Below are 14,668 nucleotides of genomic sequence, written 5' to 3'. Positions count from 1 at the left end.
CGCCTCGCGCCGGGCTCACTCCGCGGTGTGCGCGCGCGTCTTGTAGGTGAGGACGGGGGCCAGGGTGGCCACCACGCGGCAGAGGCCCGCTTCGACGAGGTCCGTCACCACGCGGTCGATGGCCTTGTACGCGGGCGGCGCCTCTTCGTAGAGCAGGTCGCGGTCCTCGCAGATGACGTGGCTCTTGAACGTCGTGCGGGTGAGCGACTCGGCGGTGAAGCGCTCCCGGATGCGCTCGCGCGCGGCGGTGCGGGTCCACTTTCGCCCCGCGCCGTGCGCCAGGCTGTGTGCGCTGAGCACGCCGCTCCCGGTGGGTATCACCAGGTAGCTGAGCGCTCCGCGACTGCCGGGAATCACCACCGGCCCGGCGTCCGAGGGCGCCGCGCCCTTGCGGTGCAGCCACGTCACCCGGTCCGGTTCGCTCAGGCGGGTGATGCTGTTGTGACAGACATCCAACACGCGCCGGCCGCCCGCCCCGATTCCATTCAGCATGCGCGTGGCCACCACCGCGCGGTTGGCCCGGCCCCACTCCACCGCGGCGTCGTGGCGCGTGAGGTAGCCGCGCGCCTCGTCCGAGTCCGCCGCCAGTCCCCCTGCCGCGTGCCGGTCCACGTGCGAGCGGAGGATGGATTCGCCCAGGCCGCGTGAGCCCGAGTGCACGAGCAGGAGCAAGCGGTCCGCGGCGAGGCCCAACGCCTCGAAGACGCGGGCGTCGTGCACCGCCTCCACGCGCTGCACCTCGGCGAAGTGATTGCCGCCACCCACGGTGCCCAGCGCGGCCTCGAAGCCCGTGGGCTTCACGCCGTGTTCGGCGAGGGCGGCCTCCGCGTCACCCGCCCAGGGGGCCTCCAGGTCGAGCTTGGCGGCCCAGCGCTCCGCCTTCGCCTTGCGCACCGGCAGGTCCGTGTCCCACAGGCCCATGCCACAGCCGATGTCGCCGCCGACGAGATAGGGATAGATGCAGCCCTCGGACACGAACGCGGCGCCCACCGGCGCGCCCTTGCCGGGGTGCAGGTCCGGGAGGCCCACGGCCTGACGCATGCCGGGCCAGCGCGCCACGGCCTCCAGTTGTCGCACCGCCTCGCCCTCCACCCACGATTGGGGCGACGCGATGACGCGGACGAGGGGCTCGGAGGAGGCAGCGGAAGGACGGGAAGGGTCGGGCAGCAACATGGCCGGCTCCGACGGGGGCTTCGCGGAGCGCCTGACGGTCCGCCCCGCGGGGGCGCCGGCCTACTTGTGGTAGGGCTCACCCTTGAGGAGGGTGAACGCGCGGTAGAGCTGTTCGACGAGCACCATGCGCGCCATCCGGTGGGGCAGGGTCATCTTCGAGAGCGACAGCACCCGGTCCGAGGCCGCGCGCACGCGGTCATCCAGGCCCTCGTCCCCGCCGATGACGAACAGCAGGTCCTTGGCGCCTGTCTGCGCCTTGCCCACGTAGCGGCTCAGCTCCACGGAGTCGAGGAGCTGGCCGCGCTCGTCCAGTGACACGAGCCAGTCCTGGGGCTTGCGCCTGGCGAGGATGGCGTCGGCCTCGGCGGACTTCGCCTCACCGGCCTTGAGCTTCTTCCCGCTGGCTTCGGACAGCTCCACCAGCTCGAAGCGCGTGTAGTGCCCGAGCCGGCGCGCGTACTCCTGGACCGCGGGCTCGAACAGGCCCGAGCGGTCCTTGCCAATGGAGAGCAGGCGGACCTTCACGTCAGGACAGCTTCTCCCGGGGGGCATCCGCCCACAGGCCGTCCAGGTCGTAGAAGGCGCGCACGTCGCCGAGGAACAGGTGCGCCACCACTTCGTCGTAGTCCAGCAGCACCCACTGGCCCGTCTCCATGCCCTCGGTGCTGAGCGCGCGGACCGCGTCCGAGCCCTGCTTGAGCTGGATCTGCACGTGCTCCGCCATGGCGCTCACCTGGCGGTCCGCCTCGCCGGACGCGATGACGATGTAGTCCGCGTACGAGGTCATCCCGCGCATGTCGAGGATGACGACGTCCTGGGCCTTCTTGTCGAGCAGGAGCTGGCCGATGCGGTGGGCCAGCGCCTTCGCATGGGCGTTCTCGGCGGGGGGCGGCGGCGGCGCGACGACGCGGGCCTTCTTCTTGGCCGGCGCCTTCTTGCGCGCGGGAGCCCGGGGGGCCGCGGACTTGGACTTGGGCTTGGCCGCCGTCTTCTTGCGCGCGGGGGCCCGCGTGCCGGTCTTCTTGGGGGTGCTCGTCTTCTTCTTCGTAGCCATGTGGAACGGCACCCTACCGCACCCTTGGCAACCCGCCAGCGGTCCTCTATCTGCTTCCGTCCATGAGCGACGCCCGCCTCGAACAGTTCAAGAAGATGGTGGCCCAGTTCCCCGCCGCCCCCATGGCCTGGTTCTCCCTGGGCAAGCTGCACCTGGAGCGCCGGGAGTACGCCGAGGCCATCCAGGCCCTGGAGTCCGCGGTCCGGCTGGACCCGAACTATGCCGCCGCCCTGGTGTCCCTGGGGGATGCCCATGCCGCGGCGGGCCAGACGGAGCAGGCGCGCGAGGTGTTCGGCCGGGCCCGCGCCCACGCGCTCTCCCAGAACCACCCGGGGCTCGCCGAGGAGATCGACGCGCGGCTCGAGGACCTCGGCTGAGCGGGACTACGGGGCATCCCGCCAGGTGATGCCCACGCCCATGAGCTGACGCGAATACGACAGACCGTTGTGGGGCAGGCGCGTACTCCACAGGCCCCAGGACACTTCCAGGTCCACGTGGTCGCTCACCGGCCGCGTCAGCTTGAGGGACAGCGAGTCCTGTCCCTCGTCCTCCTCCACGAGGATGATTTCGGGCGACAGGTAGATGCCGTCCGGGTAGCGCGACAGCCCGAGCGAGCCCTGCGCGAACAGCGACAGCCGCCACGGCAGGCGCACCCCCGCGTTGGCCGTCACGCGGTGGCGCAGCATGGTCTCCCCGAAGCTGTTGGAGTCCGTCTCCTGGTACGTGTACGTGAGCCCCAGGGCCACCGGGCCTCGGTAGGCGTAGCCCGCGCCCACCTGGAGGGAGCCGTCGCGGCGGCGGGTGAACGTCTGGGGGACCCCGTCCGTGGCGAGCCGGGCCTCGGTGCCGTACCCGCGTGAGCCCCAGCTCCCGAAGACGTTCAGGCTGTGGCGCCGGTTGAAGCGATAGCGGGCGAGCCCGCCAACCTCCAAGCCGCCGAAGTTCGCCGCGGCGTTGGGGCGGTAGACGAACCGCCGAGGTCCCAGGTTGAGGCGCAGCGCGAGCCGCACGTCCGGGGCGTACTCCGCGAACAGGCTGGCCCCCAGGTCCGAGTAGGCGCGCGAGCCACCGCGTCGGTCCTTGGCGTGGCCCTCCACGCCCAGGCCCCACTCGGTCCCCAGCGCGAGCGAGCCCTCCACCGCGCCAGATTGGATGAGGGTGTCCTCGCCGGGGAAGGCGCTGTACTTGCGCGCGCCCAGCTCGTAGCGGCCGAGCAGCTGGGTGCGCTCGCCCGTCCGTCGTGCTTCGGCGGCGCCCAGCACGCTGAGCGCGATGTCCGCGGTGGACGGTGCGCCCGGCCCGGACGCGTAGTCTCGCGGGGCGTTGCTGTCCACCAGCAGGCGGGCGGTGCCCTTCAGCGCGGTCTGCCAGCCCTCGGCGCGCGCACCTCCCCCGAGCGCGGCGACCAGGACGATGAGCAGCGAGCGGAGGCGGTGAGCCAAAGCGCGCGCACCATATCCCGGCCCCCGCTCGCATGCCCCAGCCTCGGGGGAGCGGGCCCCCGTGGCCTCGCCGGGGCCTCAGGTGGACGCGGCGGGGCGGCCTCTCCGGTGACGGGCCGCCCGGGCACCCGATACATTGCGCCCATGCGCTTCATGTCCGTCCTCGCGGCGGTGGCCTGCCCCTGGCTCGTCGCCTGCTCGTCCTCGTCCTTCATCACGGAGGTGAAAGGCGAGACGACCGTGCCCGCGAGTCCCCCGGGGGTCGAGACGCCCCTCAATGCCTTCCCCGCCATCAGCAGCTTCGCGGCGCTGGACTTCGACCAGAACCAGGACTTCAAGAACCAGGGCATCTCCAAGTCCGACGTGAAGGGCGTCCAGGTGCGCTCCGTCACCTTGAAGATGCTGGGACCGAATGATCAGGACCTGCGCTTCCTGGACGCGCTGGAGTTCTTCGCGCGCGCGGGAGACCGGCAGTCGCGGCTCGCGCACCGCGAGGGCATCGCGGAGGTGCAGCTGTCCCTGCCCAACCCCGAGCTGCCGCTGCGCACCGAGGACGTGGACCTGCGCGACTTCGTCGCCGCCCCCACCATGGGCATCATCGTGCGCGGCAGTGGCCGATTGCCGGAGAAGGAAGTGCGCCTGCAGGCCACCGTGGTGCTGGACGTGGCCGTGAGCCTTCTCTAGGGCGCTGGCACCGGAGCGATCAGCTCCTTCGCGCGGCGCTCCAACGCGGTGGCGCGGCCATCCAGGTCGCGCACCAGCGACTCCAGCCGCGAGGCCTCCGCCTCCAGCTCGCCCAGGTCCTCGGGCGCCCCCGAGGCCAGCGCCTGCGCGCGCGGGGCCACCCCGTCCGTGCGGCGGTCCGTCGCCCGGTAGGTGTTGAACGTCAGAGGGGGACTCGTGGGCCCCCCCTTGCCGGGCTCCTCGCCGGGCGACGTCGTCGGTCCGGGCGAGTCCCCCGCGTTCACCATGGGCGGCGCATCCGCCAGGGAGCCGCCTCCGCGCCGCTGGGTCGTCTCCACCTCGAACCCCCGGCTCGCGCTCGTCCGCAGGCGCAGGTGCCGGTCGTGCTCGTCGAACATCGACTCCTCGCCGAGGAAGTCGTTCATCCGGCGATCCAGGTCGCGCTCCTCGCGCACCTCGGTGATGCGGGCACGCAGGGCGCCGAGCCGCAGCCGCGCCTTGTCCTGGCTGTCGCGCAGCGTGTCCGCGCGCGCGAGCAGGTCCTCTGGGTCATCCCCTCCCGCCGGTGCCTCGTTCAGCGCGGGCACGCGCGAGGCGGGCAGGGCGGCGCGCACGGCTTCGCGCTCCATCCGGACCGTGCGCATCTGCTCCAGCAACTGGGTCCGCTGCGTCCGCTCCGAGGTGCGGTCCCAGGCCGCGCGCAGCCGGGACAGCTCGTCGGACAGCTCGGTGTGCAGCGTGAGGTGGGCGCGCTCCACCTCGGTCTCGGCGCCTGACACCGACTGGGCCAGCCCGGTCAGCGTCCCGCTCAGCTCCTGCGAGCGGCGCAGCGCGGTCTCCAGCTCCGAGCCTGGGGCCAGCCGCCCCTGGTGTTCGGCTTTGAGCGTCTCGATGCGCGAGGCCAGCCCGTTCAGCTCCTCCCGCAGGGCCTGTTGCCGGGTGCGCAGCGAGCGGGCCTCCGCGCGCGCTTCCTGGGCCCGCGTGCGCGCCACGTCCAGCCCCGAGGCCGCCCCAGCGGGGGCCCCGAACGCGAGACAGGCCAGCATGACGAGGGCGCGCAGCTTCATCTCCAGGGGTCCTTCAGCAAGGCGGATGCCAGCTCGCCCGTGTCCTATCCAATCCCCCCGGGTGGACGAAAGCCCCGGCGCTCCAAGCACTTGGCGCGCCCGAGGGTGGGCGAGGGTGGGCGAGGGGCTGGTGGAAAGTCATGGTGCCAGGGCGGAAGTGATGGATTTTCGAGGCTCACCCCTCCTCGGGGCGCTCTCCCTTGGGGAGGAAGCCGTACTTCTCCAGCTTGTAGTACAGCGCCGAGGTCTTGATGCCCAGCAGGCGAGCCGTCTCGGTCTTCACGCCGCCCGCCTTGTCGTAGGCGCGGGCGATGAGCTGCCGCTCCAGGTCTTCCAGGATGTCCGGAAGCGGGCGATCTCCGTGTGGCACGGGCAGCCCCGCGTCCAGTCGGGCCGCGCCGCCGGTGAGGTGCGAGGGGAGGTCCGCCTCGGTGAGCACGTCGCCCTCGGCGAAGACGAGCGCCTGCTCGATGCAGTTCTCCAACTCGCGCACGTTGCCCGGCCAGGCGTGGCGGGTGAGGGCTCGCAGCGCGCCGTCATCCATCCCCGTCACGCGGCGGTTCACCCGCGGGCCGTGCTTGGCCACGAAGTGGCGCGCGAGCAGGGGCAGGTCCTCGGGGCGCTCGCGCAGGGGCGGCAGTTGGAGCGGGACGATGTGCAGGCGGTAGTAGAGGTCCTCGCGGAAGCGGCCCGCCTTCACCTCGGCCTGGAGGTCGCGGTGGGTGGCGCTCACCACGCGCACGTCCACCTTGAGCGTCTCTTCTCCGCCCACGCGCTGCAGCTCGCGCTCCTGGAGCACGCGCAGCAGCTTGGTCTGCACGGAGGCGGGAATCTCGCCCACCTCGTCCAGGAAGAGGGTGCCGCCGTCGGCCAGCTCGAAGCGGCCCAGCTTGCGCTTCACCGCGCCGGTGAAGGCGCCGCGCTCGTGGCCGAACAGCTCGCTCTCCAGCAGCGTCTCGGCGAGCGCCGCGCAGTGCACCACGACGAAGGGGCCGTCCTTGCGCGGCGACTCCTGGTGGAGCATGCGCGCCACCAGCTCCTTGCCGGTGCCGCTCTCGCCGCGCACCAGCACCGTGGCGTCCGTGGCGGCGGCCTTGCGCGCCTGGGCCAGCAGCTTGCGCACCGGCTCGCTGTCTCCCACGAGGCTGCCATGGGTGAGCGCCGCGTCCGCGTCGTGCGCGGCGGTGCGCGCGGTCAGCTTCTCCACCTGACGCCGCGTGGCGGACAGCTCCAGGCCCTTGTCCACCTTGGCGCGCAGCACGTCCGGGGCGAAGGGCTTGGTGATGAAGTCGGAGGCGCCTTCCTGCATGGCCTGCACGGCGGTCTCGATGGTGCCAAACGCCGTCACCACCAGCACCACGGCGTTGGCGTCCGCCTGCTTGAGCGCGCGCGTCACCGCGATGCCGTCCATGCCGTCCATCTTCAGGTCCGTGACGACCAGCTCGAACGGGGACTTCTTGTAGGCCGCCAGGCCCTCGGCGCCGCTGCGCGCCGCGGAGACCGCGTGGCCCGCGCGCGTGAGGGTGACGGTCATGCCCTCGCGCAGGGTGTCGTGGTCGTCGATGACGAGGATGCGGGCCATGGGTGCTCGGGCCTCCGGGGCAAGAAATATCGCGGACGCGGGTCCTGGGCGCGCGCCCGGCGTGGCACCCTACACCGGGCGCGGTCGCCCGCACGCTCGGCATGCGAAGGCGCTGGCGCCGCGCGCGGGAGTGGTGTCTATCCGCCGCATGTCCGACGCCTCTGTGTCCCCGCTCCAGGAGCTGCTCGCGCGCCACGTCCCCGAGGACGACAAGGAGCGCGAGGACCTGGAGCGCATGCGCCACTTCGCCGCCGTGTTGCCCCAGCCGTTCTCGCGCGCGCAGGCCCCCGCGCACTTCACCGGAAGCGCCGTGGTGGTGGACCCCAAAGGGCAGCGCCTCGTGATGTTGCTCCACGCCAAGGTGAAGCGTTGGCTCCAGCCCGGAGGCCACGCCGAGCCCGCCGACGGCGGACGCATGGAGGCCACCGCGCTGCGCGAGGCGCGCGAGGAGACGGGCTGCCGCGTGAGGCTGCATCCCGCCGCGCCCGTGCCGCTGGACGTGGACGTGCACGCCATTCCCGCGCGCAAGGACGAGCCCGGCCACGAGCACCTCGACGTGCGCTTCCTCTTCGTGGCGGACAACCCTGAAGCCCTCGCGCATGACCCCGCGGAGTCATTCGGTGCGCAGTGGCTCACGTGGGACGAGGCGCTCGCCCGGGCCGACGAGGCCCCGCTGCGCCGCTTGCTGGAGAAGGCCCGCCGCATCGCGTGACGGCACTCCGGGGACGGGCCGGCGGTCCCCGCTGAACACCCGCGGCCTTCCGCGGGGCCACATCCGGCGCGCTTCGTGCGAGGCCGGGCCCTGGGGGTATGGCCGAAGCGGAAAGTTGTATCCACCCTAGGAGGGGTCGGGTTGGGCGAGGGCCGAAGGGAAGGCCCATTGCTCCCCGGGAGACCGGGAGGGGGAGTTCCATGTCGTTCACAGGGCAAGGGGGCGCGCATCCGGCGCCAGGCCGGGTTGCCGTGGCGTCGCGGGCGGGCGCGGAGGGTGGGCGCTACGCCCCCGCCGAGTTGAGGGCCACGCCGCATCCCGAGTGGTTGCGGACCGTGCTGGCGCGGCTGGAGCCCGAGTGGCGCGCGGCCTGTTGGCCCGCGCTGTTCGCGGAGACGGCGCGCGGCGAGCATCCCCCGCTGCGGTGCTGGCGCCGGGTCCTGAGCCAGTTCTTCGTCATCGTCGAGGCCTTCCCCAAATACATGGCGCTGTCGCTGGTGAAGACGACGTACGGCAAGCGCGAGGGCGACGCGAGCGCGCGGCGGTGGCTGTTGCGCAACCTGGCCGTCGAGGCGCGGCACGCCGAGTGGTACATCGACTGGGTGCGCGCCATCGGCGTGGAGCCGGCCGCGCTCTTCCAGCAAGAGCCGCTGCCGGAGGTCGCCGCGCTGCATGACTACCTCGTGGAGGTGTGCGCGCGCGGCACGTTGGCCGAGGGCGTGGCCGCGTCCAACTGGGCCATCGAGGGCATCACCGGCGTGTGGACCCGCGAGGTGGAGCAGCCCTTTCGAGCCTACGCGGACGATGGGGCGCGCATCGACGCGACGTCGATGATGTGGCTCAAGGCGCACGCGCGCTACGACGACGCGCATCCGGACGAGGCGCTGGAGCTCATCAAGCTCGCCACCGACGACACCACCGACGAGCCCGCGCGCGTGGAGGTCGCGGCGCGCACGGTGCTGCGGCTGTACGCCACGGCCATCGCCGCGTGCGTCTCCGATTGACGGACGGCGACGCACACCCTGCGACTCGGACTCCGGACCGCGGAGGCGCGGCGCGTGTCCGCTGGCTCGCGTCCCCGCGAAGAATCGTGTCGGCCAGCCGGCAGCGCGCCGGACTTTCGTCGCGATGCGCTGCGGAGGTCGGCCACGAGGGCCAGTGTTGAGGCCGGGCCGAGCGCCGCGCGCCTCCACTGACGCGACGCGGAGGGCCCACGAGGGGGCGCCGCGTCCATGCGTGAGGAAGAAGAGAATGACATCCGGGTGCATTCCCGGCGTGCGCTCGGTGTCTTCACGGCCTGGGTGCTGCCGGTGGCTCCCGTGGCCGCGTACCTGAACGGGATGACCATGGGCGTGTCGGGCCGCGACGGCGTGCTCGCGGTCGCCGTGGTGCTGCCGCCCATCGTCGTCTTGCTGGGCCTCCTCTATCCCTACGTCACCCTGCGCGGGTTGCTCGCGCATGCCCTGCGCACGCGCGTCGCGGATGCGCCGGGCGCGAGGCTGGAGCGCATCCTGCGGCTGCCGTGGCGCGCGGCGCTGGCGTCATCGTGCGTGGCGTGGACGCTGGGCGGGTTCTTCTTCAGCCTGCCCGTGTGCCTGTGGTTCCAGAAGGACCTGTTCCGCGTGGGCGTGGGCACGCTCATCGGGCTGGCGTGTGGCGTGGTGCTCGGCTTTCCCATCTGCATCACGCTGGAGCGGGCCCTCCTGCCGCTGGCCCTGGCCGAGCAGCGCCGTCAGCCGGAGGTGGTGCTGGCGGGGAGGGGGCTGTCCTGGCCCCGGCTCGCGTGGTTCCTGCCCTTCACCTTCGTGGGCTCCACGCTCTCCACGCTCATGCTCAGTGGGTGCGTGGTGGTGATGAAGCTCCTGCACCTGCGGGACACGCTGATGGCGCAGATGGTGGCGGATGGGGCGCACCGCTCGGCGGCCCGGGTGATGGCGCTGGGGGACGCGCTCGCGTCCGAGCTGGGCTGGGCCCTGGCGTGGGTGGGCGGCATCCTCCTGCTCCTGCCCACGGCCACCACGTGGCTGCTGGCGCGGCGGCAGGCGAGCGCGGCGGGCGCGGTGCGCACGGCCATCGAGTCCCTGGCGGCGGGCCGCGCGCAGGCCCCCGCGTGGGTGTCCACCGACGAGATTGGCGACCTGGCCGCGGGCATGAACGCCGTGCTCGCGAAGCTGCGGCGCCTGCCTCGGGCCTTGCAGGCCTCCGCGTCCCAGTTGAGCGAGGCCGGCGGCCACTTGAGCACCGCCAACGACGAGCAGCGCGAGAGCATCACCCGGCAGGCGGCCGCCCTGCGCGAGGCGCAGGTGACGAGCGAGGAGATCAAGCGCACCTCGGTCGCGGCGGCGCAGCGCGCGGAGTCCGTGCTCCTGGTGGCCGCGCGCGCCGAGGAGCTGGGCCGCACCGGCGAAGAGGCCGTGGCGCAGAGCCTCAAGGGCCTCACCGCCATCCGCGGCGCCGTGGACGGCATCCAGCAGCGGCTGTCGCGGCTCGCGGACAGCACCACGCAGATTGGCGAAATCACCGAGGCGGTGAAGGACCTGGCGGACCAGTCCCACCTCCTGGCGGTGAACGCGGCCATCGAGGCGGCGCGCTCGGGCGAGGCGGGGCGGGGCTTCGCGGTGGTGGCGCAGGAGATGCGCGGACTGTCCAACCAGTCCATCCAGGCCACGCGGCGCATCCACGCCATCCTCCTGGAGATCAGCCGCGGCATCGGCGACGCGGCCCGCATGGGCATGGTGGGCGAGGCCCAGGTGTCCGAGGGGCTGGAGCAGATGCGCGCCTCGGGGGACTCGCTGCGCGCGCTGTCGCGCATCTCGCAGGAGAGCTCCACCGCCGCGCGCCAGATTGCCTCCGCCGTCACGGCGCAGAACGCGGGCTTCACCCAGGTGTTCACCGCCATCGGTGAGCTGTCCCAAATCATGGGCGCCACGCTCACGCGCCTGGAGTCCACCCGCGAGGCCACCCGCGCGCTCCAGTCCGTGTCACACGAAGTGGCGCGGATGGCGGAGCAGTTCAACGTCCACGAGGACGAGGACGCGGTGGCGCTGAGTCCGGAGGCTCCTGGGGCGCCAGCGGCAGGGTGAGCAGGAACGTGGTGGCGCCGGGCTGAGACGTCAGCGCCAGCTCGCCGCCATGCGCGCGGGCAATCTTGCGCGCCAGCGGCAGGCCCAGGCCGGTGCCCTGCTCGCGGGTGGTGAAGAAGGGTTCGAAGATGCGCTCGCGCTGGGCCTCCGGGACGCCGGGCCCCTGGTCTCGCACGTGGATGGTGTAGCGCCCGTCCTGGGCCTGGCCCGTCACGCGCACGGGCGCTCCGGACGGCGAGGCCTGCACCGCGTTCTTCACCAGGTTCACCAGCGCGGCCGTGAGCAGGCTCCCATCCGCCTCCAGGCGCGCGGGCGCGGCCTCCACCTCCAGCACCACGCCTCGGGCCGCGGCCTCCATCGAGAGCAGCTCACACGCGCCGTCCACGAGCGCGGGCGCCTCCACGGGCTCGCGCGCCAGGGGTTGCTCGCGCGCGAAGGCGAGGAAGTCCTCGACGATGCGCTGCAGGTACGCCACCTCGCGTTGGATGCGCGCGACGTGCGCCCCGGCCTCCGCGTGCGAGCCCGCCTGGAGGTCCTCCTCCAGAAGGCCGCTGAACAGCGCGATGCCGCCCAGCGGGTTGCGCACTTCGTGGGCCACGCCGGCGAGCATGAGCTTGAGTTGCCGGTCTCGCCCCTCCAGCGCGCGGCGCATCTCCTCCAGCTCGCGCGCGAGCACGCCAATCTCGCGCGTGGGCTCGGGGGGCACGGGCGTCGTCAGGTCGCCTCGGCCAATGCGCAGCGCCGAGTCCATCAGCCGGCCCAGCGGCCGCGCGAACCCGCGCGCGGTGAGCACCGCGATGAGCGCCAGCACCAGGAGCGCCACCGCGCTCGCCACCGCGAAGGCGCGCCCCAGCCGGCGCAGCGGGACGAAGTATGCGGCGCTGCCCTCCACGCCCACCGCGCCCACCACCTGTCCATCCTGGAGGATGGGCGCGTAGCCCGTCTTGTAGAGCAGCCCGTCCGAGCCCGTGAAGAGCACCTGGCTGGCCGCGCGTTTGCCCGCGAAGACGCGCGACAGCTCCAGGCGGTCCCTCGCGAGTTCGGGCACCTCGGCGCCCACGGGCAGGCTGCCGGCGGAGTCCGCGCGCACGCGGCCCGCCGTGTCCACCGCGTAGATGCGCCGCACGCCGCTGGCCGTGCGCACGCCGTCCAGGAGCCGCGCGAGCGCGCGCCACGTACGCGTCCCCCCCTGGTCGTCTCCCGGCTCGATGGTGAGCATGCGCTCGCCATTCACCTGACTGGCCGTGGCCGCGGCCAGCGCGGACAGGCTGGCGCCCAGCTCGTCCTCCAGGCTCGCGCGCGCCAGCGCGTACACCGTGACGCCCGCGAGCGTGAGGAAGAGCAGGGTGGGCACGAGGAACGCGACGAGGAGCCGCGCCGACAGCGAGCCGAGCGCCTCCCACGGGCGCGAGGATGCAAAGGGACGCCTCATCCGCGCGGAGCCTTCCGGCCCTCCTCGTTGCCCCCACCGGGGCTCAGTTCAGCTCACAGGGCGTCACGCAGACCGCCTTGATGAGCTTCCAGCCGGTGCAGCCACCGGAGCCGCAGCACGCCTCATAGTAGGCGCCCTTGGACCCCGCGGCGCCTCCCTGGGTACACGTCCCGCAGGTGCCCGTCACCTCCGTCTTGCCCTGCAACGTCTGCCCGGATGTGCACAGCGGCGACGTGCCGATGCCCTGCTCCACCTGGGCCGGCGCCTCGTCCACGGGCTCCACGCTCCCCACGTCGCCACATGCCCCGAGGATGAAGGCCGCCAGCCCCACTGCTGCCCACGTCATCCAGCGCTTCATGGTCGCTCCCTGTCGCGGACCGGGCGCCTCGTCTGGCGCATGCCGGGAGCCTCATCGCATCGTGAAATGAAATTCACTTCAAGTGAATGGCGCCAGCGGGAAGGGGGGCGTTCAGTCGAACATGGCGGTCAGCGCCTCGCCGAGCGTCTCCACGCCGACGAGCTGGAGCCGCGAGCCCTCCACGCGGCGCGCGCTCCCCAGCGGCAGCACCGCGCGCTGGAAGCCCATCTTCGCGGCCTCGGCGAGTCGAGGCTCCACCTGGCCCACCGCGCGCACCTCCCCGGCGAGCCCCACCTCGCCCAGCACCAACGTCTTGCCGTCGAGGGGGCGGTTCTGGAGGCTGCTGACCAGCGCCGCGCACACGGCGAGGTCGCACGCGGGCTCGCTCAACTGCATGCCGCCGGCGACGTTGACGAAGAGGTCGCAGCCCACGAGCGGAATCTCCTCCTTCTTCTCCAGCACGGCGGCCAAGAGCGCCACGCGGTTGCCGTCCACGCCGATGGCCGTTCGCCGCGCGGTGCCGTAGCCCGTGGGCGCCACCAGCGCCTGCACCTCCACGAGCAGGGGCCGGGTGCCGTTGAGCGTGCTCGTCACCACGCTGCCGGACTTGCCCGTGGGCCGCTCGGACAGGAAGAGGGCGGAGGGGTCCGGCACCTCCATCAGCCCCGCGCCCTTCATCTCGAAGACGCCAATCTCGTTGGTGGAGCCGAAGCGGTTCTTGTGCGCGCGCAGGATGCGGAACGGGTGGCCGCGCTCGCCCTCGAAGTAGAGGACGGTGTCCACCATGTGCTCGAGCACGCGCGGGCCCGCGATGGAACCCTCCTTCGTGACGTGGCCCACGATGAAGGTGGGCACGCCGCTGCGCTTGGCGAAGGCCATCAGCCGCCCGGCCACCTCGCGCACCTGGGTGATGCTGCCCGGGGCGTTGCCCAGGTCCGGCAGGTACATGGTCTGGATGGAGTCCACGACCAGCGCCTGGGGCTTGAGCGCCTCGGCCGCGTTCAGGATGCGCTCCGCGTCCGTCTCCGCGAACAGGTGGATGGCGGGGCTCTCCACGCGCAGGCGCTCGGCGCGCATCTTCGTCTGGCGGAGGCTCTCTTCACCCGAGACGTAGAGCACCGGGCCGTGGCGCGCCAACCGGTCCAGCGCCGCGAGCAGCAGCGTGGACTTGCCGATGCCGGGGTCTCCGCCCAGGAGCACGAGCGAGCCGGACACCACGCCGCCGCCCAGCACCCGGTCGAACTCGGCGATACCCGTCTGGCGCCGCGCCTCCGTCTCCCCCGTCACGTCCTGGAGCAGCACCGGCTTCGCCGCACCGCCCGAGGCGCCCCAGGCCGGGCGCTTGTCCTCCGCCTTCGCCTCGGACTCCTCCACCAAGGAGCTCCACGCGCCACAGTCCGGGCACTTCCCGAGCCACTTCGCCGACTGATACCCGCACGCCTGGCAGGTGTAGTGCGTCTTCGCCTTCGCCATGGGTTGGGTGTCTACCCCAGACCCCCGACGTTTCTCTGACTCGTTGCCTCCGGGCCGCCCGCTCGGCGGCCGAGCGGGTGTCAAGGCGAGACGGACGGAGGCCAACGCTTCGCCCGGAAGTCGTCAACCTGTTCTCGCGACAGCGTTGACAATGCCCGGCGCACCGCGCAGGGTCGCGCCCCTCACCCGCCTGCTCGAGGAGCCCATGTCCGAGTCCGCCAGCGAGTCCTTCCACGGCCACGCCCACCACGTCGCCGCGCCGCCTCCGGGCGTGAGCGTGCGGCACGACTGGTCGCTCGCCGAGGTTCGCGCGCTCTATAAGCTGCCGCTGCTGGAGCTGGTGTACCGGGCGCAGACGGTGCACCGGGCCGTGTTCCAGGAGAACAAGGTCCAGCTCTGCTCGCTCCTGTCCATCAAGACGGGCGGGTGCCCGGAGGACTGCGCGTACTGCCCGCAGGCGGCGCGCTACAAGACGGGGGTCCAGGCGGAGAAGCTGATGTCGGTGCCGGAGGTGCTCAAGTCCGCGTCGCAGGCGCGCGCGGCCGGTGCCACCCGCTTCTGCATGGGCGCGGCCTAACACAAAATAAAAAACAACCCACAATTCAACA

General features: G+C 72.5%; 14 protein-coding genes and 1 pseudogene. 6 read left to right on the top strand and 9 right to left on the bottom strand.

The features are described from left to right. Positions 1–15 precede the first annotated feature (15 nt). From KRR26_RS25745 to rsfS, 3 genes are read right to left on the bottom strand one after another with little or no spacing between them, the layout of a single operon-like run. Positions 16–1,173, bottom strand: coding sequence for an RNA ligase RtcB family protein (locus KRR26_RS25745; RefSeq protein ID WP_120210074.1), 1,158 nt, complete (start codon positions 1,171–1,173; stop codon positions 16–18). Positions 1,174–1,233: 60 nt separating this feature from the next. Further along, a complete protein-coding gene (locus KRR26_RS25740; protein WP_120210075.1) occupies positions 1,234–1,698 on the bottom strand; it encodes a 23S rRNA (pseudouridine(1915)-N(3))-methyltransferase RlmH in 465 nt (154 codons plus the stop codon). A gap of 1 nt (position 1,699) precedes the next feature. Beyond that, positions 1,700–2,227 carry a ribosome silencing factor gene (rsfS, locus tag KRR26_RS25735; protein WP_217081108.1) on the bottom strand — a complete coding sequence of 176 codons (528 nt, stop codon included), beginning with the start codon at positions 2,225–2,227 and terminating at the stop codon, positions 1,700–1,702. A 62-nt stretch (positions 2,228–2,289) separates the two neighbouring features. Between rsfS and KRR26_RS25730 the strand changes: the two genes are divergently transcribed. Continuing rightward, complete coding sequence (locus tag KRR26_RS25730; RefSeq protein ID WP_120210076.1) at positions 2,290–2,604, top strand: tetratricopeptide repeat protein; 315 nt, start codon at positions 2,290–2,292, stop codon at positions 2,602–2,604. 6 nt (positions 2,605–2,610) lie between these two features. On the opposite strand, the gene KRR26_RS25725 is transcribed toward KRR26_RS25730, so the two are convergent. Beyond that, on the bottom strand, positions 2,611–3,669 hold the full coding sequence (locus KRR26_RS25725) for a PorT family protein (RefSeq protein WP_217081107.1): 1,059 nt from the start codon (positions 3,667–3,669) through the stop codon (positions 2,611–2,613). 144 nt (positions 3,670–3,813) lie between these two features. Here KRR26_RS25725 and KRR26_RS25720 point away from each other — a divergent pair, with 144 nt between their 5' ends. Next, positions 3,814–4,353, top strand: a complete 540-nt coding sequence (locus tag KRR26_RS25720) for a hypothetical protein (protein WP_120210151.1) — start codon at positions 3,814–3,816, stop codon at positions 4,351–4,353. Here KRR26_RS25720 and KRR26_RS25715 read toward each other — a convergent pair. After that, positions 4,350–5,420 carry a TetR family transcriptional regulator gene (locus KRR26_RS25715; RefSeq protein WP_120210078.1) on the bottom strand — a complete coding sequence of 357 codons (1,071 nt, stop codon included), beginning with the start codon at positions 5,418–5,420 and terminating at the stop codon, positions 4,350–4,352. The genes KRR26_RS25720 and KRR26_RS25715 overlap by 4 nt on opposite strands. Positions 5,421–5,595: 175 nt before the next feature. Continuing rightward, a complete protein-coding gene (locus KRR26_RS25710) occupies positions 5,596–7,002 on the bottom strand; it encodes a sigma-54-dependent transcriptional regulator (protein WP_120210079.1) in 1,407 nt (468 codons plus the stop codon). 148 nt (positions 7,003–7,150) lie between these two features. Here KRR26_RS25710 and KRR26_RS25705 point away from each other — a divergent pair, with 148 nt between their 5' ends. The 3 genes from KRR26_RS25705 (at position 7,151) to KRR26_RS25695 (ending at position 10,797) form a co-directional block, all read left to right on the top strand. Beyond that, positions 7,151–7,714, top strand: a complete 564-nt coding sequence (locus KRR26_RS25705; protein WP_217081106.1) for an NUDIX hydrolase — start codon at positions 7,151–7,153, stop codon at positions 7,712–7,714. 200 nt (positions 7,715–7,914) lie between these two features. After that, positions 7,915–8,718: a TenA family transcriptional regulator gene (locus KRR26_RS25700; protein ID WP_120210081.1), complete on the top strand. Its 804-nt coding sequence runs from the start codon at positions 7,915–7,917 to the stop codon at positions 8,716–8,718. 228 nt (positions 8,719–8,946) lie between these two features. Continuing rightward, positions 8,947–10,797 (top strand): methyl-accepting chemotaxis protein, encoded by a 1,851-nt coding sequence (locus KRR26_RS25695; RefSeq protein WP_217081105.1) that lies wholly within the window; start codon positions 8,947–8,949, stop codon positions 10,795–10,797. Here KRR26_RS25695 and KRR26_RS25690 read toward each other — a convergent pair. The 3 genes from KRR26_RS25690 to radA form a co-directional block, all read right to left on the bottom strand. Further along, positions 10,727–12,229: a sensor histidine kinase gene (locus KRR26_RS25690; RefSeq protein ID WP_217081104.1), complete on the bottom strand. Its 1,503-nt coding sequence runs from the start codon at positions 12,227–12,229 to the stop codon at positions 10,727–10,729. The two genes, KRR26_RS25695 and KRR26_RS25690, sit on opposite strands and share 71 nt — an antisense overlap. Before the next feature lie 43 nt (positions 12,230–12,272). Then, on the bottom strand, positions 12,273–12,587 hold the full coding sequence (locus KRR26_RS25685; RefSeq protein WP_217081103.1) for a hypothetical protein: 315 nt from the start codon (positions 12,585–12,587) through the stop codon (positions 12,273–12,275). Between the two features lie 111 nt (positions 12,588–12,698). Beyond that, positions 12,699–14,060, bottom strand: a complete 1,362-nt coding sequence (gene radA / locus KRR26_RS25680) for a DNA repair protein RadA (protein WP_120210085.1) — start codon at positions 14,058–14,060, stop codon at positions 12,699–12,701. Between the two features lie 205 nt (positions 14,061–14,265). Here radA and KRR26_RS25675 point away from each other — a divergent pair. After that, a pseudogene (locus KRR26_RS25675) lies at positions 14,266–14,634 on the top strand (biotin synthase BioB); the annotation flags it as partial. Between the last annotated feature and the right edge of the window lie 34 nt (positions 14,635–14,668).

Origin of the sequence: Citreicoccus inhibens, assembly GCF_019039035.1 — a bacterium.
GTDB lineage: Bacteria > Myxococcota > Myxococcia > Myxococcales > Myxococcaceae > Citreicoccus > Citreicoccus inhibens.
The sequence above is the reverse complement of the archived record's forward strand: the minus strand, read 5'-3'. Positions and strand labels throughout refer to the sequence as shown.

What these genes read in the sequence shown, in the direction of transcription:
- KRR26_RS25745 (WP_120210074.1), bottom strand. Translation starts at nt 1,173, where the DNA reads ATGTTGCTGCCCGACCCTTCCCGTCCTTCCGCTGCCTCCTCCGAGCCC.
- rsfS (WP_217081108.1), bottom strand. Translation starts at nt 2,227, where the DNA reads ATGGCTACGAAGAAGAAGACGAGCACCCCCAAGAAGACCGGCACGCGG.
- KRR26_RS25730 (WP_120210076.1), top strand. Translation starts at nt 2,290, where the DNA reads ATGAGCGACGCCCGCCTCGAACAGTTCAAGAAGATGGTGGCCCAGTTC.
- KRR26_RS25720 (WP_120210151.1), top strand. Translation starts at nt 3,814, where the DNA reads ATGCGCTTCATGTCCGTCCTCGCGGCGGTGGCCTGCCCCTGGCTCGTC.
- KRR26_RS25715 (WP_120210078.1), bottom strand. Translation starts at nt 5,420, where the DNA reads ATGAAGCTGCGCGCCCTCGTCATGCTGGCCTGTCTCGCGTTCGGGGCC.
- KRR26_RS25710 (WP_120210079.1), bottom strand. Translation starts at nt 7,002, where the DNA reads ATGGCCCGCATCCTCGTCATCGACGACCACGACACCCTGCGCGAGGGC.
- KRR26_RS25705 (WP_217081106.1), top strand. Translation starts at nt 7,151, where the DNA reads ATGTCCGACGCCTCTGTGTCCCCGCTCCAGGAGCTGCTCGCGCGCCAC.
- KRR26_RS25700 (WP_120210081.1), top strand. Translation starts at nt 7,915, where the DNA reads ATGTCGTTCACAGGGCAAGGGGGCGCGCATCCGGCGCCAGGCCGGGTT.
- KRR26_RS25695 (WP_217081105.1), top strand. Translation starts at nt 8,947, where the DNA reads ATGCGTGAGGAAGAAGAGAATGACATCCGGGTGCATTCCCGGCGTGCG.
- KRR26_RS25690 (WP_217081104.1), bottom strand. Translation starts at nt 12,229, where the DNA reads ATGAGGCGTCCCTTTGCATCCTCGCGCCCGTGGGAGGCGCTCGGCTCG.
- KRR26_RS25685 (WP_217081103.1), bottom strand. Translation starts at nt 12,587, where the DNA reads ATGAAGCGCTGGATGACGTGGGCAGCAGTGGGGCTGGCGGCCTTCATC.
- radA (WP_120210085.1), bottom strand. Translation starts at nt 14,060, where the DNA reads ATGGCGAAGGCGAAGACGCACTACACCTGCCAGGCGTGCGGGTATCAG.